This is a genomic window from Parachlamydia acanthamoebae, assembly GCF_000875975.1.
Taxonomy (GTDB): Bacteria; Chlamydiota; Chlamydiia; order Chlamydiales; family Parachlamydiaceae; genus Parachlamydia; species Parachlamydia acanthamoebae.
This window is the reverse complement of record NZ_BAWW01000003.1, coordinates 179,518-194,121: the sequence shown is the minus strand read 5'-3', so window position 1 is coordinate 194,121 and position 14,604 is coordinate 179,518. Positions and strand designations below refer to the sequence as shown.

Genomic DNA, 14,604 nt, shown 5'->3' with positions numbered 1-14,604 from the left:
ATTTTCAGAGTTTTTGCTGTCAACTAGGCAATGCATTAAGGGCGAAGACCAAACATACCGCCTCCACTTCCGGGAGATGCTTGCGTTCCAACTAAGGAAGGAATATCTCCTCTTTCGATGGCTGTTTTCCATTGAACTGCTTTTTCTTTAAATGGGATTAGAAAAGCCACAATCTTCTCGCTCGTTAAGTCTTGCATGGGCAAAGTTCCATATAGAATCAATTGATCGGATTGTTTACTGTATGCAAACGCGCCGATGCGAGGCTCTTGCAATCCATTTGCTCGAAGGGCTTCGCGAAAGACATTTTCTCGATATTTACTGGGGGGGATCGATCCAATTGTTGTACCAAAGATCATGCGCTCACCCCGCGTTTCTCTTTCAATTTGAATAGAAATACCCTCTTTGAAGTTAATCAGGCAGGAGTGATTGCGATCTGCATGGAGATCGTTTATCTTCAATTTTTGTCCAACTTCAGCCAGCAAAGTATCAAAAAGATCTGAGACCATAATAAACCTCTGATAGGGAATTATTCTTTATCTTCCTCTTCTTCCTGTTCTTTTTCCTCTTGTTCCTCAAGGTCATCTTCCAAGTCTTCTAGAGCTTCAATGATTGCCAGCAAAAGCTCATCCCGGTGTTGGAGGGATTTATAAATTTGGTTCATGGCGACTTCACGTACAGCATCTCGAAATTGGCTAAAAGCAATAATTTTAGCTAAGATCCAATCTTCAATGCCTAATTTAACAGCTCTTTGTAAGACTTTATCGGCAGAAGGATAACGTTCAGTCGCAAGAGACATAAATTGTTTGGCCATCATTTCGAAAGTCAATTGTTCGGGGAAATCTAATCCCTCTTTGCTAAAGAGGCTATGCATAAGATTCATGCGACCTTGAAAGAAGCGGTATACACCTAAAATGGCCTGGAGCGAGCGGGTTTCTGTAATAAGACGGTGTAGCTGACCCCGTGGAATAGAGGGGCCTTTGGATTTTAAATCACTCCCAAGAGAGTGGAGGAGGAAAGAGACCACTTTTTTAAGCTCGTTGAACGGATATCTTTGAGAGAGTTCTTGGAAGAGGGAGGTTGAATCGCGAGGAGTTCCCGTGATATCTCGATACATATCTCGCAATGTGGTCGGTGTACCCAAACCAGCGTCAGCTGCTTGACGTGCTTGCGCACTGATGTTGCGCCCAGCTGCAATTTCGCGATCGTTTTGTTGGCTAAATTCTTCCTTAATCTCTTTAATTTTTTGGTAGAGCTCTCCATCGGTCGTTTCGAGGAGAAATTCAAGGGCCTCATCAGCTAAGGAGACGTCGGGATAAAACTCTAAAATTTTGCGTAAAATTTCTTCCTTGGAGTCATCAGGTTTGATTTGTTCACGCAAAAGAACAAGGATTTGAGCTTTAAGCTCTGGGTTCCTTCCTTGAAATTGACTAGCTGCATCCTTAATTGCTTGTAGAGGTAGCAATCTATCAGCTTTTTCTCCCATTTTCCCCGATTTTTGCACGCGACCGCGCTGCGCAGAAAGTGGCTTTTCCTTTTTAGTTAGGCGAGCTGCAAAAGGATTACTAATCTCCTTTTGCGACTCTTGGAAAGCTAACTTACTTTCCGCTTGCTCCGCGGTAAGCTCTTCCTTTGTTTCCTGTTGGACTTGTTTCATCGCTTCGAGCGTCACATTGACTCGGCTATCAGAAAGTCCTTGTTGGATATTCCAATCGGGCATGCGAACCTCCGAGGTTCAAACAAGATTCAAAAAAATAAAGGCGTCAAGCACTGCGTGTTAGGTCAATTGGACACGTCCTAGGGGTTGAATACGGATTTCAGGTACAATTTCTTGGTACGAGACGACCGAAATATCAGTAAATTCCATTTCAATCAATTTTCTCACAAAGCGTCTAACGTCAATGGCAGTTAACAATACAGGAGGTTGCCCGCCTGGAGGCGGAGGCGCAACGGTGTTGCGGACACCCTGCAAAATGAGCTGAACTGAATCGGGATCGAGTGCAAGGTATGACCCTGCAGATGTTTGCTTAATCGCACCGCGCACCATGTCTTCGATTTCGGGATCTAAGATATACACAGAAAGAACAGACTGCCCCTGTGAATATTTGTAACTAATATATCGTTTTAAAGAGGAACGAACGTATTCAGTTAAAAGCACTGTATCTTTTTCGGTCTGGGCCCATTCGCTTAAGGATTCGAGAATGGTTCTTAAGTCTTTAATTGAGACCTGTTCTTGGATGAGACGTTTGAAAATGTCCGTCATCTTTTGAAGAGGAATTAAGCGAGTGACTTCTTTGACAAGGTCGGGGAATGATTTTTCCACGAATTCCAACATCGATTTGACTTCTTGAATTCCCACAAATTCGTTGGCGTATGTACGGAAGAAGTACGAAATATGCAAAATCATCACTTCTAGAGAATTCCAGTACTTGACACCTGCTTTGTTAAGCAAATCAATATTTTTGCTTTCTACCCAAAGCGATGGAAGACCCAAGGCACTTTTATAGGTTGTGTAAGAAAGATTATAACGTTTCAAGTTTTCTTCACTTTCATTGGTGAGAACAAATCCTTCTAAAACTCGACCTTTGACAATGGGGACTTCGTTTAAATGAATCGAATATTCATCTTTTTCCAAAATAGGGGAGTCTGTTCTGACGTGTACACCTGGGAATCTCACACCTAAATCCGCATAAAGTGCCTGGCGCATCTTCGGAATCATTTTGTCGATAAAGCTTTGTCCCTTTTGTGCTTTTTGAATTTCTTGGCTTAAGCTCGATCCGCACTCTAATACCACGGGAAGTGTTAAAGCGTAGCTATCTATACCACCACCCGAGACCACCTTGTGTCCTTGGACACCCATATCTACCGTGGAGGTATCGGCCGCAGAAGAGATTGTCCCTCCTCCAGCTCCTCCTCCCGTTCTAGCAGCTTCTACTTTTTGTTTTTCGGAAACCCAAAGAGAGTAGCCTAAAAGTCCTAAAGCGGAGGCAAAGATCAAAAAAGGAGGTTTTGGGAAACCGGGAATAGCTGCCATACCCATTAAGAATCCTGCGGAAATCAACAGCGCTTTTGGTTGTTTTAAAATTTGACCCGAGATCTCACTACCCAAGTTACTTTCGGCTTTATCGCTCGAGACACGGGTTGTGACAATACCGGCTGTAATCGAGATTAATAGGGCGGGGATTTGAGATACGAGACCATCCCCAATAGAGAGGAGAGAATAAGTTGTTACGGCATCCATAGCAGGCATGCCATTCAATGTCATCCCGATGATCATCCCCCCGATGATGTTGATCAGGGTGATCACGATACCTGCAATCGCATCCCCTTTAACGAATTTCATCGCACCATCCATCGCACCATATAACTGGCTCTCTTTTTGGATGGCTAGACGTTTTTCTCGGGCTTGATTTGAATCGAGGATACCAGCGCGCATATCGGCGTCAATACTCATTTGCTTACCAGGCATCGCATCCAAAGTGAAACGTGCTGCGACTTCCGCTACCCGTTCCGCACCCTTGGTGATCACAATAAACTGCACAAGCGTGATGATAAGAAAGATAACACCACCGACAACGAAGTTACCACCCACCACGAATTGACCGAACTGGAAAATAATATCACCGGCATTCGCATGAAGCAAAATTTGTCGTGTGGAAGCAATGTTAACCCCCAGCCGATACAACGTCGTAATCAGAAGTAGGGAGGGGAAAATGGAAAGGTGCACAGCACTGGGGATGTAAAGGGCTACCATCAAAAGCGCTACTGAAGCCGTTAAGTTTAAGGCGATTAAGAAGTCGATGATATGCGGATTAACCGGGATGATGATCATTGCCATAATACAAATGATCAACAACGCTAAAGCAATGTCACTCGACCGGGAGATGGTGTCTAGCGATCTTTCACCGCCCAATCTGCTAGTTATACCATCAAGAATTCTACGTATTAAATCCATTTTTTTTGTATCTCCAGTATGGCTACCTTTCTGTGTATTCGTGTTGAGTATCTGTGTTAAGAGAAGAAATCCAGCGTAAAATTTCGGCTATCAATTCATAAGTATCTTCAGGGACAAATTCGTAAACATCGGCCTCTTCCCACAATTTGTGTGCTAGCTTAATATTACGCACAACAGGAACATTAAATTCTTCCGCATATTTAATAATTCGCTCAGCTAGGGCGTCTTCGCCTTTTGCTAGCACAAAAGGAGCTGCATCGTAGTCTTTTTTATATCCAATCGCGATGGCTAAGTGCGTCGGATTCGTGACAACTGCCTGAGCACGTTTTACCCCCCCACGAGGTCCTTCTTGATAAGCGATTTCTTGCGCAATTTGTTTTCGTTTACTTTTAATTTGAGGATCACCCTCAGAGTTTTTGTACTCTTGTTTAACCTCAAATTTTTCCATTTTCATTTCACTAGCAAAGGTTTTCTTTTGGTAGATGAAGTCTGCCACTGCAATGATAATGAAGAATAATCCAACTTTAATCACAACTTCCATCAAAAACGCATAAAACACCATGAGTGAAGCGTCGATAGGTAATGAGACGGCTCTAATTAAAACCGGCAAACTTTTCCACATCACATCGTAGACGATGTAGCACGCAATCGAGATTTTAAGGACCGATTTAAGCAGTTCGACGAGTGTTTTCAGCTTGAATTTAGACTTTAAGTTTGAAATAGGGTCAAATTTTTTGATGTCGAACTTAAATACTTCCAATGCAAACATCGGGCCAACTACGAGAAAGTTGATCAAAACCCCAATCACACTTACCATTCCAAGAATGGGAATAGACGTGATAAAAATCTCTGTTAAGCCTTGAATATAAAGATCAGGAATAGCCGTGTCTAGGCTGCCCTTAGCGATTTGATGAAAAGTCATCACCGTAAAGCTGCCTAAATGATCAAAAAGAAATTTACTGGCGGCCAAGGTTACCCAAATGGACACAATAAATGTAAAAGCAGAGGGCAAATCTTGCGACTTTGCAACCTGTCCTTTATTGCGTGCATCGCGTAACTTTTTCGGGGTCGCCTTTTCGGTTTTTTCGCCCATAATGTGACTCCAAGTCTCACAAGCTCAATAAATCAAGTTACGGTATCTTCAAATGTATACAAAACTACTCATTTATGAGCAGCACTAAACTCTCTTTATCTTCCTAATTCTAGTATAATTCACATTTAAGAGAGGCGTCAAGAAAAAATTATAAAATTTACTATTAGATTGAATTATTATAATCCTTTGATTATTATTGGCAAACTATTAACAACAGAGGAAATAAAAAGGAATAATCCTTACAACTCCTCATGAACCCAGCTATCTGTTAGATAGAACTACTTAACCTGAGTAACTTATGGCAAATCTTTCATGTGGAATCGTCGGATTACCTAACGTTGGGAAATCCACTCTTTTTAATGCGTTAACTGCAAATAAGGCAGCAGCTTCCAATTATCCGTTTTGTACAATCGATCCTAATATTGGAATCGTGGAAGTTCAGGATCCACGCTTAAACGTCCTGTCAGGACTATCTCATAGCAAAAAAATTATTCCAGCAAGCATGCAATTTGTCGATATTGCAGGTTTAGTTGCAGGAGCTTCCAAAGGTGAAGGTCTCGGAAACAAATTTTTGGCAAATATTCGCGAAACTGATGCGATCGTGCATGTGGTGCGCTGCTTTGAATCGAGCGATATTGTGCACGTTTCGGGCAGTGTCGATCCGATTCGCGATATCGAAGTAATTAACCTTGAGCTTAGTTTGGCCGATCTTCAAATGGTCGAAAATGTGTTGGGGAAAGTTGAAAAGCAAGCCAAAAGCAATAAAGATTATGTTCCTGTTTTAGCTTGTTTAAATCGTGCGAAAGAGCATTTGGACCAGGGAAAACCGATCCGAACCTTGGAATTGAACTCTGAAGAAGTAGAATTACTAAAACCCTATCCTTTTTTAACGGCAAAAAAAGTTCTGTATGCAGCAAATATTGCCGAATCAGATTTAGATACCATGACGAATGAATTTGTGGAGCGCGTGAAAAAGTATGCGGAAGCAGAAGGGAATCGCGTGATCACAATTTGCGCGAATTTAGAAGAGGAAATTGCCCAATTACCCGCTTCAGAACAAGCTGAATTTTTGGAAAGTTTAGGGTTAAAGCAATCAGGTTTACAGCGCCTTATAAAAGAGTCTTTTAGTATGTTAGGATTGATTACATTCTTGACAACCGGAGATATTGAAACGCGTGCATGGCCGATTGTCAAAGGAACTATGGCTCCAGAAGCCGCGGGTAAAATTCATTCCGATCTGCAGAAAGGGTTTATTCGAGCAGAAGTTGTCGCATACGACGATATGGTGAATTACAAAGGTCGAGCAGGCGCTCGCGAAGCCGGCAAAGTGCGTGCAGAAGGAAAAGATTATACGGTGGCAGACGGTGATGTTATCATCTTTATGCATAATTAATTAGGAGAATAATCAGTGATGGGTTATCAAAACCTCGCCTCAACAGAATTGTTTGTGACATGTTCACAAGGCCTTGAACCCCTTTTAATTGAAGAGTTACAAGAGCTTAGCTTTGAAAACGCCCATCCTGGTTTTCGAGGAGTTTTTGTTAAAATCAAGGACCTCAGTGACATTTATCGGATCAATTATAATTCACGGATTGCAAGCCGTGTGTTATTTCCACTCACGACCTTTAATTGTTACGATCAAAAAGCTCTTTATCGAGGAGCTTCTCAATTCGATTGGATCCCCTTCTTTAGAAAAGGGATGACATTTGCGATTGATTCCAACGTCAATCATCGATTGATTAGGAATAGTTTATTTGCAGCGCAAGTTGTTAAAGATGCAATTTGCGATCAATTGAGAGAAAAGTTTGGTGAAAGGCCCAATATCGATGTCAAAAATCCTGATATCCAATTGAACCTTTTTATCCAAGGAAACACGGCCATACTTAGTTTGGATACTTCAGGTGCGCCCCTTCATAAAAGAGGTTATCGATTAGACAGTGTAGAAGCCCCCATGCAAGAAAATCTGGCCGCAGCTATTCTTCGATTAGCGAATTACAAAAAAGAAGAGATCATGTGTGATCCTTGTTGTGGATCAGGGACTTTGTTGATTGAAGCTGCTTTGATGGCTTCTCAAACACCTCCTGGTTTTTTACGCAAAGATTGGGGATTTATGCGGTTTCCTGAGTTCTCGGCTTCCGACTGGCTTAAAGTCAAAATGGAGGCCGACCAAAAGCGTCAGCCCATACCCAAAGGTCATTTATTTGGAGTTGAAATCAACAAAAATGCAGTGCGCGTGAGCAAAACGAATATTCGAGCTGCAGGATTTTTGAGCGAAATTGAGGTTGTGCAGGGCGATTTTAGAGAGTGGACACCTTCTGTTTTACCGACATTGCTAGTGACTAATCCACCACACGGGAAACGATTGGATTTTGCGGAAGATTTGCGTCCTCTGTATCGCTCGATTGGGGATTTTATGAAACAAAAGATGGCGAAACCTGCAAGAGGATTTGTCTTCACCGGAAACTTAGATTTGACTAAAGAAGTGGGCCTTGCCGCAAAACGGCGCCATGTTCTCCATAGCGGGGGAGTCGAATCACGCCTGCTAGAATTTGATGTTTATTAGAATTAAAAAACCTCTGGCTTTAACAGCCAGAGGTTTTGCCACTTAAGCTCTTGGTTGAGATCTCTCTATTGCAGCCTTTCTTTCAATGTCTTTTACATTTTCCAGTCTTTTTAATGCTTGCTGTCGTAGAGGGGCGTGAAACAGACGCAGCTTTTCTGCAGCATCAGGATATCGTGCCTCAAGTTCTTCTGCTTTATTAGAGCATTTTTGCAAAGCCGCTATATACACACCGAGACTTTTCTTGTCGCTTTTTGCAGATTTAACTTGGCCGTGGCAATGAAAATAGTTAATAAAGATTCCTTGATCGTTATGTATAATTTTGTAATACGTGTCTCTATTCACCGCTCCTGTTATATGGATAACTTTAGGTTGCTGAGTCGTCACTTGTTGTGGGCTAGGCGGAGAAATGGAGAGAGGTAGAGGGACAGCTTGCTCATAAGTAGTTTCAGGAACTTGTCCATAAGCTTCATAATGTTTAAGTTTTTGAGAAACAAAGTCATCCCATTCTTTCATTTCCTCAACTGTATAGGTTTTCTTAATGATCCCAATTAAAAATTCCATGTGCTTTAAATCTTGAAATAAGTAGTCTTTAAGCTCTTTTTGTGGGTTTGATTTCGATTGAATTAAGTCGAAAATTTTGTTTACACACTCGTAAACACTGTATAAATGACCTATTGCTTCATTCGTATTTGATGGAACATTTTTTTCTTGGTGAATATGTTGGAGAGTTATTCCATCGAAAGCAAAAGAATCATTATTCCAAGTTTCTCTGGATTGTAAAGGAGTCATATAAACCTCATAATACATTTATAATTGTACTGTTTTTAATTTAAGTAATGTGATTTTATGTTAATTTTATTGAAAATAAGTGTTTTAAGTTGATTGAATTTAAATGAGAAATCCAATAAATAAGAAAATCTTTGACCGATGCCATAAAGTTTAGTTTGGGGGCTGAGGATTTTCAGTTTCAAGTTTTTGTCTTTTTGTTTTGCTAGAAAGTTCCCGTATTTTTGGTTTCCCCGCTTTTTTATTTTCTCTTTCCAGTTGTCTTTTTATTCTATTTTCGATTGCTTCTATCAATTCATTATGGAGTTTAAGATTGTCCTCCGCAGCTTCAGGAAATCTCTCTCTTGTTTCTTCGCCTACCGCAGAGCACGCCCATACAGCTTTTAAAAATGTGTTGGTATCTCTAACAGCTTGGGGCTTTAACGAATGAGAATGAAAGTATTGGACTGAACCATTGTATATTCTGTAAAAAGGATCACGATTAGTGGCTCCAGGAATATGGGTGATTATTTTTTCAACTTCTAGACTCGCAACTTGTTCAGGGCTAGGAGGAGAAATAGAGGGAGATTGTGGAGGCATTAAAGGAGATAACGGGGGTGCTTCATAAACTTTGAGCTTTTGAGAAACGAAGTCTTCCCATAATTTCATTTCCTTATTTGTATAGGTTTTCTTAATTATTCCAATTAAGAATTCCATGTATTTTAAATCTTTAACGACATGAGCACCGAGTTCTTTTTCCGAATGATTTTTTGAATGAATTAAATCAAAAATATGATTCACACATTCATACACACTATACAAATGTCCTATAGCCTCATTGGTGTCCAATTGAACATGACTGTTTTCTTGATGTATGTGTTGAAGAGTTGTTCCATTGAAAGCAAAAGAATCGTTATTCCAAGTTTCTCTGGAAGATTGAAGAGAATTCATATAAACCTTATAAAATATTTAATTAGTGTCTTTAATTTAAATAAATGCAAGTTATACTGTTAATTTTTTTTATTTCTTTTCGGAGTTGCTTCGGTAAACTAAAAGAGAAGTTGGTGGAGATAGAAAACCTCTGACTAAAAGTCAGAGGTTTAGTTTGTTTTTTTATTGTGTAGGCTGTATCTTTTCTGGTTCAACTCTTTGTTTTTTTACTTTGAAAGAACGTTCTTCTATTTTTGGTTTTCCCGCTTTATTACTCTCTCTTTCCAAGTATTTTCTCTTCTTGCTTTCGACTATTTGTATAAATTCATTATGAAGTTTAAGATTATTTTCGGCAGCGGAGGGAAACCTCTCTCTAGTTTCTTCGCCTACTTCAGAGCACTTACGTACAGCCTCTAAAACTTTGTCAAAGTTTTTGCAAACCGTGTAAGGATTCAATCCATGGGAATGTTTGTATTGGACTACTGGATTGCCTTGAGCTTCATGGAAAAATGCGTAAACGGGTTTACGGTTAGTGGCTCCTGATACATGCATAACCCTCTCTTTTATTGGTTCACTCGCAATATCTTGCTGAGAGCTAGGAGGGCGAGAAGAAATGGAAGGAGACTCTGGTGAAGCTTCGTAAGCTTTAAGATTTTTAGAGACGAATTCTTCCCATGACTGCATTTCTCCATCTGTATACGTTTTCTTAATTATTTCAATTAAGAATTCCATGTGTTTTAAATCTTTAACTAAGTAGTCTTTCAGGTCTTTTTCTGAATGACTTTCCGCTTTAATTAAAGCAAAAATTTTATCTACGCATTCATAAATGCTATACAAATGTCCTATAGCTTCATTGGTATCTGCTGGAATGTTTTTTTCTTGATGAGTGTGTTGGAGAGTTATTCCATTGAAAGCAAAAGAATCGTTATTCCAAGTTTCTCTGGAAGACTGTAAAGGATTCACAAAAACCTCGTAATTTTATTTGTTTATTTAAGTGTATTAATTATATATACTTACGCGATTTTTGTTTAGCTTAATTTGTATTTATTAATTTAATTAATTAAAAGCTGGTTTGTTTTGTCATGAATTACATTAAAGATATTGATAGACGCGAATGGGATAATAAAAATCTATGTGCCAGTTGTTTTTTGAAATATCTTTTGAAAGGCAATAAAGATACTGTATTTGGTGGTCCTAAACATGTAACTCTGAACTTAAATTTTATTGACTTTTCAGTCTGGATGATCAAATATTTTATTTGTGATTACAATCAACATCGAGCACTACATATTTAGGACTACCTGTTAGTTTGTTGTTGACAAATAAAAAAGTAGAATCTTAAATAACGTATTTATTTTAATAAAATATATTGGAGTAAATATGAGTTTTTCTTTTTATCCGACATTAATTGGAGGAAGAGTTAACATACAAGTTCCAGATGCAGTCAATAAATATCAATCAACATCGGAAACGCCAATTGGCAAATTTCCAAAAGTTGTTAGTGTACAAGCATACTCTAAGGATAGCTGGTGGGGTAAATTTAAGGTATTAATTAGTCAGGCTGAAAGGTTCAAGGATGATAATGGAAATGAGTATATTCTTAACATGCGTAGCCTGGGCAAAGCATTACAACTTACTGAGGGACAAGAGTTAAGCAAGATTAATGCCCGCACAAAAATGGCCGCCTTTAAGAGATTTTTCCCTGAGGCTACGGTAAGAACTCTTGAAATGGTGGTAGAGAAATGCAAGATTGCAGCTCAATCTCAAGCAGAACAAATCAATAAATTAAAAGAATTGGAATCTAAAAAATCAATTATTGCTCTTTGCAAAAAACATCCTATTTTAAATACTAATCTGAAATTTATAATAAATTTTCGTATTAAAATTAAAGAGGGGGATGTCATTCGTGTCAATTTTTATCTTAAGCCTAATGGAGGGGTAGTAATGAGCAATTTTGGTCAAAAAGCTTGTGTAACAAATAGAGAAGAGTTAACAAATGCTTATTGTTTTGTAGCAGATCTTTATCTTGAAAATGAAGTATATTATATTAACCTTAAAAAAGATACCGCCGTACACATTGAAACTATAGACACTTGGACAGCCAAATCTAATCAACAAGAAATTGATAAACAATATGAAAATGCGCTTGCAGTTATAGCTAGTTGTAAATAGTAATGCTTGATGTTGATTGTAATCACAAATAAAATATTTGTTTATCCCGACTGAAAAGTCAATAAAATTTAAGTTCAGCATTACATGTTTAGGACCGCCCTGTATTTGAATTTCAATTTATGATAGAGGGTAGTGGCTTAAAACTAGGGCTCTTTAGAATCCAGAATTTTAGAAAATGTTCGCTGATCCCAGTCTTTGGTCAGAGTTGTTCCATTTGCCATATAAGTCGTGGCATTTAAGAAATCTAAAAATCTCTCCCCATAAATAACAGCGCCTTGTTGAACAGCGAATAAATTTCCGCGTATAGGATAATAATGCGTCTGGGTATAGGCAATATTGTCGCGTAGCTCGCTAGGAGCAATAAACGTATAAGCAATTTGGATTTTCACTTCTGGATTTTGAGATAGCGCTTCATTCCAATCCGCTATAAGAAGAGGAACGAGATCGTAGCCTGCTTTTTCTGTCACGAGTTGTGAGAGATCTTCCTCTCCGATTTCGAGGACAACTCCGTTCACGATCGATTTATATGTTGTCATCGGTTCCAAATTTAATAAGGCCTTTTCATTGTCCTGAACTCCTTTTCCCCATACCGAAGGGTCTTTGGATTTGTAGTTAAAGAGGCGTTTAAAACCAAATGCAATGGCGGGTTTCATCGATTGAATAGTTTCTTCACTGAGAGAAGAAGACGCAATTTCGATATTCATCAGATCTCCATAATCGAATAAAAGAATTTTTTCGTCGGGGAATTTTTTGAGAATTACTTCTAAGTCGTTGATAGGGGATTCTAAAGAAGGATAAGTCGTAAGTTGGGGCATCAACGACGCTGTTCTTCCTGTGAGATGCATTTGATAATCTTCACTCCAAGGAAGTTCCTGAGAAAAAATAGCGAAAAAGTTAAAAACCGCAAATATAAAAAACATGATGAGTCTTTTCATAAAAAATCCTTATTAAGTTCTTTTAATATCAGTATAACAAAAAATAAATTCTTTGAAATTCGATTGAAAGAAATTGAATTCTTAACCTAAGTGGAAAGTAACTGTTTAAATAAACTTTCTTCTAAACAAAAAAGGCCTCAAGCTCTCAAAATTGTTTTTCTACAAACAAACCAGAGAGCCGAGGCCATGAAAGAACGAATTATAGCAATTTATTGCCTTTGTGACGACTTTATTCAGAATCAGAATTTTTTTGATTGGCATAATGTTAAGATCGGCACCTCAGAAGTGATGATGAGTTTTGTTGTGGCAATGAGATTCTTTTATGGAAATTTGGATCTGGCTCTCTGGCTCGTCGCTTCTTATATGAGCATGAATATATTCGTAAATATATTATGCTTAGTTGCTTGAATAAGCGTGTTCATAAAATATGGAGATCGGCGAGATTTAGAAAGCAGGGAATCAGACTAGCAGATCGTAAAACAAATTCAACCCGATTGATCGATTTGGAAGAATTCGTAAACTTGAAATACATTCGAAGAACTATTGAACCACCTTTGGAGTAATTTCAAGATTTCTGCCGAGGAAAATTCATGCGGTGACTTCAGCTGGTTTTGAATTAAAAATCACAGGATTTATTTTGGCCTATGCCACATATTCTATATACAACTAAACATTTGTTGATAGATGGAAATCTCCCATAGCTTTTACAAGTACAGCAGCAAAAGAAGTTGAGCCATTACTGGACCGTGTGGAAAAGCATATTAGCAGCGTGTTAGCAAAAGAGATTATCCCTATTTTTGAAGTAGACAAAGGATATGATGCAGAAGCACTTAGAGACAAGCTCTTAAGACGCAAAATTTCCACATGGATTTGCAGGCGCAAAAAACCTGGCAAGGCAGCAGAAAAACTAGAGTCCCTTTTGAGCGGATAAGCTGGAAAGTTGAACGCGCGATATCTTGGTTACAGAGAAAGTTTAGACGATTAGCAGTAAGGAGGGAAAAAAGAACGCACTATTGGAAAGGATTTTTGACATTCAGCCTGATAACTTTTTGGATCGATAAATTAGAGAGAGATAGATTCATATATTATTCTTATAGCATATAATCTTAAAGCCAAAGTTGAAGCCAGTTCTGAAGAAAGATACGTCGCAGCCCAAAAAGCTATTGATGATTTGCCTTATTCTCTTGAAATGCAAAATGACTATGCATTAAAATGTAATCGATCGAATGGAAATTATTTAAATAATTCAACAAAAAGGAGTTTTATATGAGATTGGTAGATAATAGATATCCGTATCCATTATGGGATCCTAATAAAGATAGCCATAAAAATGAATTGCAAAAGAAAAATATAAAAGTGGAAAAAACCAATAATGTTTTTCAAAACATGAAAAATCAAATCACAAAAAAAAATGAATTCGCTCCTAGAGAAGAAACTAATGAAGAAAGACGTCCGGCAGGGATAAAGCATATTTTGTGCTTAAAGCCTCGCCCTATAGAAGAATAACAGGCGGGCGACAAATATGATTTCCTAAACTAAACTTAATAAAGGCATTATAGAATATTCATAATGCCTGTGTAGCATAGAAATTATTAATTAATATAAGTTGCAAATAACTAATTTGCGAGGAAGTTTGTTGTGGCTGCAATAAGAAATCCGAAGACTTTAATTTCAAATCCTTCAGGACTAATGAAATAAATCTTCCTAGGTAAAAGCCTTGAGATTATTCCAAATGCTCCTTCAATGAATTTTCTAATATACTTCAAATTCACAAAATCACGCAGACTAATAGGATGAAGATAGTTCGATTTTGGTTGTACTATCAATCGTATTTTTTCTTTGACCTCGCATGGCGTAAACATTATTTTGCTTAGTAAGCCAATGTTTCAAATCATGCAGATGTCTTTCGTTACTAAAAATCTATCTATCTATTTAAGCTCTATAAGGATAAACCCAAACTCGGGTTACTAAAGTTATACCCTCTGAATTTTTCACCTTCATAAATTCTGCAGTTTTGAATTCTTATGTTTCTGCAAACAGACACAGGAAAAGTATCTAAAATATATCAAGGAATTTCCCTTGGTGACAGGCGAATGAGTAAAGATTATGAGTATTGGACTGAAACAAGTGAAGCAATGATCTATCTTTGTATGACAAGAACAATGGTAAACAGGTATAAATCAATAACTTAAAT

13 protein-coding genes and 3 pseudogenes are annotated in these 14,604 nt (G+C 38.2%); 6 read left to right on the top strand and 10 right to left on the bottom strand.

All coding sequences use genetic code 11. The features are described 5' to 3' along the window. Positions 1–35: 35 nt before the first annotated feature. From AOM43_RS02020 to sctU, 4 genes are read right to left on the bottom strand one after another with little or no spacing between them, the layout of a single operon-like run. Positions 36–506, bottom strand: a complete 471-nt coding sequence (locus AOM43_RS02020; RefSeq protein WP_006342273.1) for a CesT family type III secretion system chaperone — start codon at positions 504–506, stop codon at positions 36–38. 20 nt (positions 507–526) lie between these two features. Further along, positions 527–1,717, bottom strand: coding sequence for an HrpJ domain-containing protein (locus AOM43_RS02015; RefSeq protein WP_059358820.1), 1,191 nt, complete (start codon positions 1,715–1,717; stop codon positions 527–529). Positions 1,718–1,774: 57 nt separating this feature from the next. Next, positions 1,775–3,943 (bottom strand): type III secretion system export apparatus subunit SctV, encoded by a 2,169-nt coding sequence (gene sctV / locus AOM43_RS02010; protein WP_036746518.1) that lies wholly within the window; start codon positions 3,941–3,943, stop codon positions 1,775–1,777. 31 nt (positions 3,944–3,974) lie between these two features. After that, entirely contained in the window at positions 3,975–5,045 is a 1,071-nt protein-coding gene (gene sctU / locus AOM43_RS02005) for a type III secretion system export apparatus subunit SctU (RefSeq protein WP_006342270.1), read from the bottom strand. Positions 5,046–5,343: 298 nt separating this feature from the next. Between sctU and ychF the strand changes: the two genes are divergently transcribed. Both ychF and AOM43_RS01995 read left to right on the top strand, forming a co-directional pair. Then, on the top strand, positions 5,344–6,438 hold the full coding sequence (gene ychF / locus AOM43_RS02000) for a redox-regulated ATPase YchF (protein ID WP_006342269.1): 1,095 nt from the start codon (positions 5,344–5,346) through the stop codon (positions 6,436–6,438). 18 nt (positions 6,439–6,456) lie between these two features. Next, positions 6,457–7,608: a THUMP domain-containing class I SAM-dependent RNA methyltransferase gene (locus AOM43_RS01995; RefSeq protein WP_039376400.1), complete on the top strand. Its 1,152-nt coding sequence runs from the start codon at positions 6,457–6,459 to the stop codon at positions 7,606–7,608. A 42-nt stretch (positions 7,609–7,650) separates the two neighbouring features. Here AOM43_RS01995 and AOM43_RS01990 read toward each other — a convergent pair whose 3' ends face one another. The 3 genes from AOM43_RS01990 to AOM43_RS01980 form a co-directional block, all read right to left on the bottom strand. Further along, positions 7,651–8,397, bottom strand: coding sequence for a hypothetical protein (locus AOM43_RS01990; RefSeq protein WP_059358818.1), 747 nt, complete (start codon positions 8,395–8,397; stop codon positions 7,651–7,653). Between the two features lie 150 nt (positions 8,398–8,547). Next, positions 8,548–9,324, bottom strand: a complete 777-nt coding sequence (locus tag AOM43_RS01985; protein WP_006342266.1) for a hypothetical protein — start codon at positions 9,322–9,324, stop codon at positions 8,548–8,550. Between the two features lie 162 nt (positions 9,325–9,486). Next, on the bottom strand, positions 9,487–10,266 hold the full coding sequence (locus AOM43_RS01980; RefSeq protein ID WP_039376402.1) for a hypothetical protein: 780 nt from the start codon (positions 10,264–10,266) through the stop codon (positions 9,487–9,489). Between the two features lie 417 nt (positions 10,267–10,683). On the opposite strand from AOM43_RS01980, the gene AOM43_RS01975 reads away from it, so the two are divergent. Further along, a complete protein-coding gene (locus AOM43_RS01975; protein WP_039376404.1) occupies positions 10,684–11,475 on the top strand; it encodes a hypothetical protein in 792 nt (263 codons plus the stop codon). A 143-nt stretch (positions 11,476–11,618) separates the two neighbouring features. Here the strand turns inward: AOM43_RS01975 and AOM43_RS01970 are convergent, their stop codons facing one another. Continuing rightward, the gene (locus AOM43_RS01970; RefSeq protein WP_059358816.1) at positions 11,619–12,410 is read right to left on the bottom strand and encodes a hypothetical protein; all 792 of its coding nucleotides are present in this window, start codon (positions 12,408–12,410) and stop codon (positions 11,619–11,621) included. Between the two features lie 748 nt (positions 12,411–13,158). On the opposite strand from AOM43_RS01970, the gene AOM43_RS01960 reads away from it, so the two are divergent. After that, entirely contained in the window at positions 13,159–13,341 is a 183-nt protein-coding gene (locus AOM43_RS01960) for a hypothetical protein (protein ID WP_013924574.1), read from the top strand. 335 nt (positions 13,342–13,676) lie between these two features. Further along, positions 13,677–13,916: a hypothetical protein gene (locus AOM43_RS01955; RefSeq protein WP_059358814.1), complete on the top strand. Its 240-nt coding sequence runs from the start codon at positions 13,677–13,679 to the stop codon at positions 13,914–13,916. 110 nt (positions 13,917–14,026) lie between these two features. On the opposite strand, the pseudogene AOM43_RS13620 reads toward AOM43_RS01955, so the two are convergent. Beyond that, positions 14,027–14,251: pseudogene (locus AOM43_RS13620) on the bottom strand (IS982-like element ISPasp3 family transposase); the annotation flags it as partial. 122 nt (positions 14,252–14,373) lie between these two features. Next, positions 14,374–14,475: pseudogene (locus AOM43_RS13235) on the bottom strand (IS982-like element ISPasp3 family transposase); the annotation flags it as partial. A gap of 22 nt (positions 14,476–14,497) precedes the next feature. Between AOM43_RS13235 and AOM43_RS13615 the strand changes: the two are divergent. Further along, positions 14,498–14,602: pseudogene (locus AOM43_RS13615) on the top strand (IS5/IS1182 family transposase); the annotation flags it as partial. Positions 14,603–14,604: the final 2 nt, after the last annotated feature.

What these genes read in the sequence shown, in the direction of transcription:
- AOM43_RS02020 (WP_006342273.1), bottom strand. Translation starts at nt 506, where the DNA reads ATGGTCTCAGATCTTTTTGATACTTTGCTGGCTGAAGTTGGACAAAAA.
- AOM43_RS02015 (WP_059358820.1), bottom strand. Translation starts at nt 1,717, where the DNA reads ATGCCCGATTGGAATATCCAACAAGGACTTTCTGATAGCCGAGTCAAT.
- sctU (WP_006342270.1), bottom strand. Translation starts at nt 5,045, where the DNA reads ATGGGCGAAAAAACCGAAAAGGCGACCCCGAAAAAGTTACGCGATGCA.
- ychF (WP_006342269.1), top strand. Translation starts at nt 5,344, where the DNA reads ATGGCAAATCTTTCATGTGGAATCGTCGGATTACCTAACGTTGGGAAA.
- AOM43_RS01995 (WP_039376400.1), top strand. Translation starts at nt 6,457, where the DNA reads ATGGGTTATCAAAACCTCGCCTCAACAGAATTGTTTGTGACATGTTCA.
- AOM43_RS01990 (WP_059358818.1), bottom strand. Translation starts at nt 8,397, where the DNA reads ATGACTCCTTTACAATCCAGAGAAACTTGGAATAATGATTCTTTTGCT.
- AOM43_RS01985 (WP_006342266.1), bottom strand. Translation starts at nt 9,324, where the DNA reads ATGAATTCTCTTCAATCTTCCAGAGAAACTTGGAATAACGATTCTTTT.
- AOM43_RS01975 (WP_039376404.1), top strand. Translation starts at nt 10,684, where the DNA reads ATGAGTTTTTCTTTTTATCCGACATTAATTGGAGGAAGAGTTAACATA.
- AOM43_RS01970 (WP_059358816.1), bottom strand. Translation starts at nt 12,410, where the DNA reads ATGAAAAGACTCATCATGTTTTTTATATTTGCGGTTTTTAACTTTTTC.
- AOM43_RS01955 (WP_059358814.1), top strand. Translation starts at nt 13,677, where the DNA reads ATGAGATTGGTAGATAATAGATATCCGTATCCATTATGGGATCCTAAT.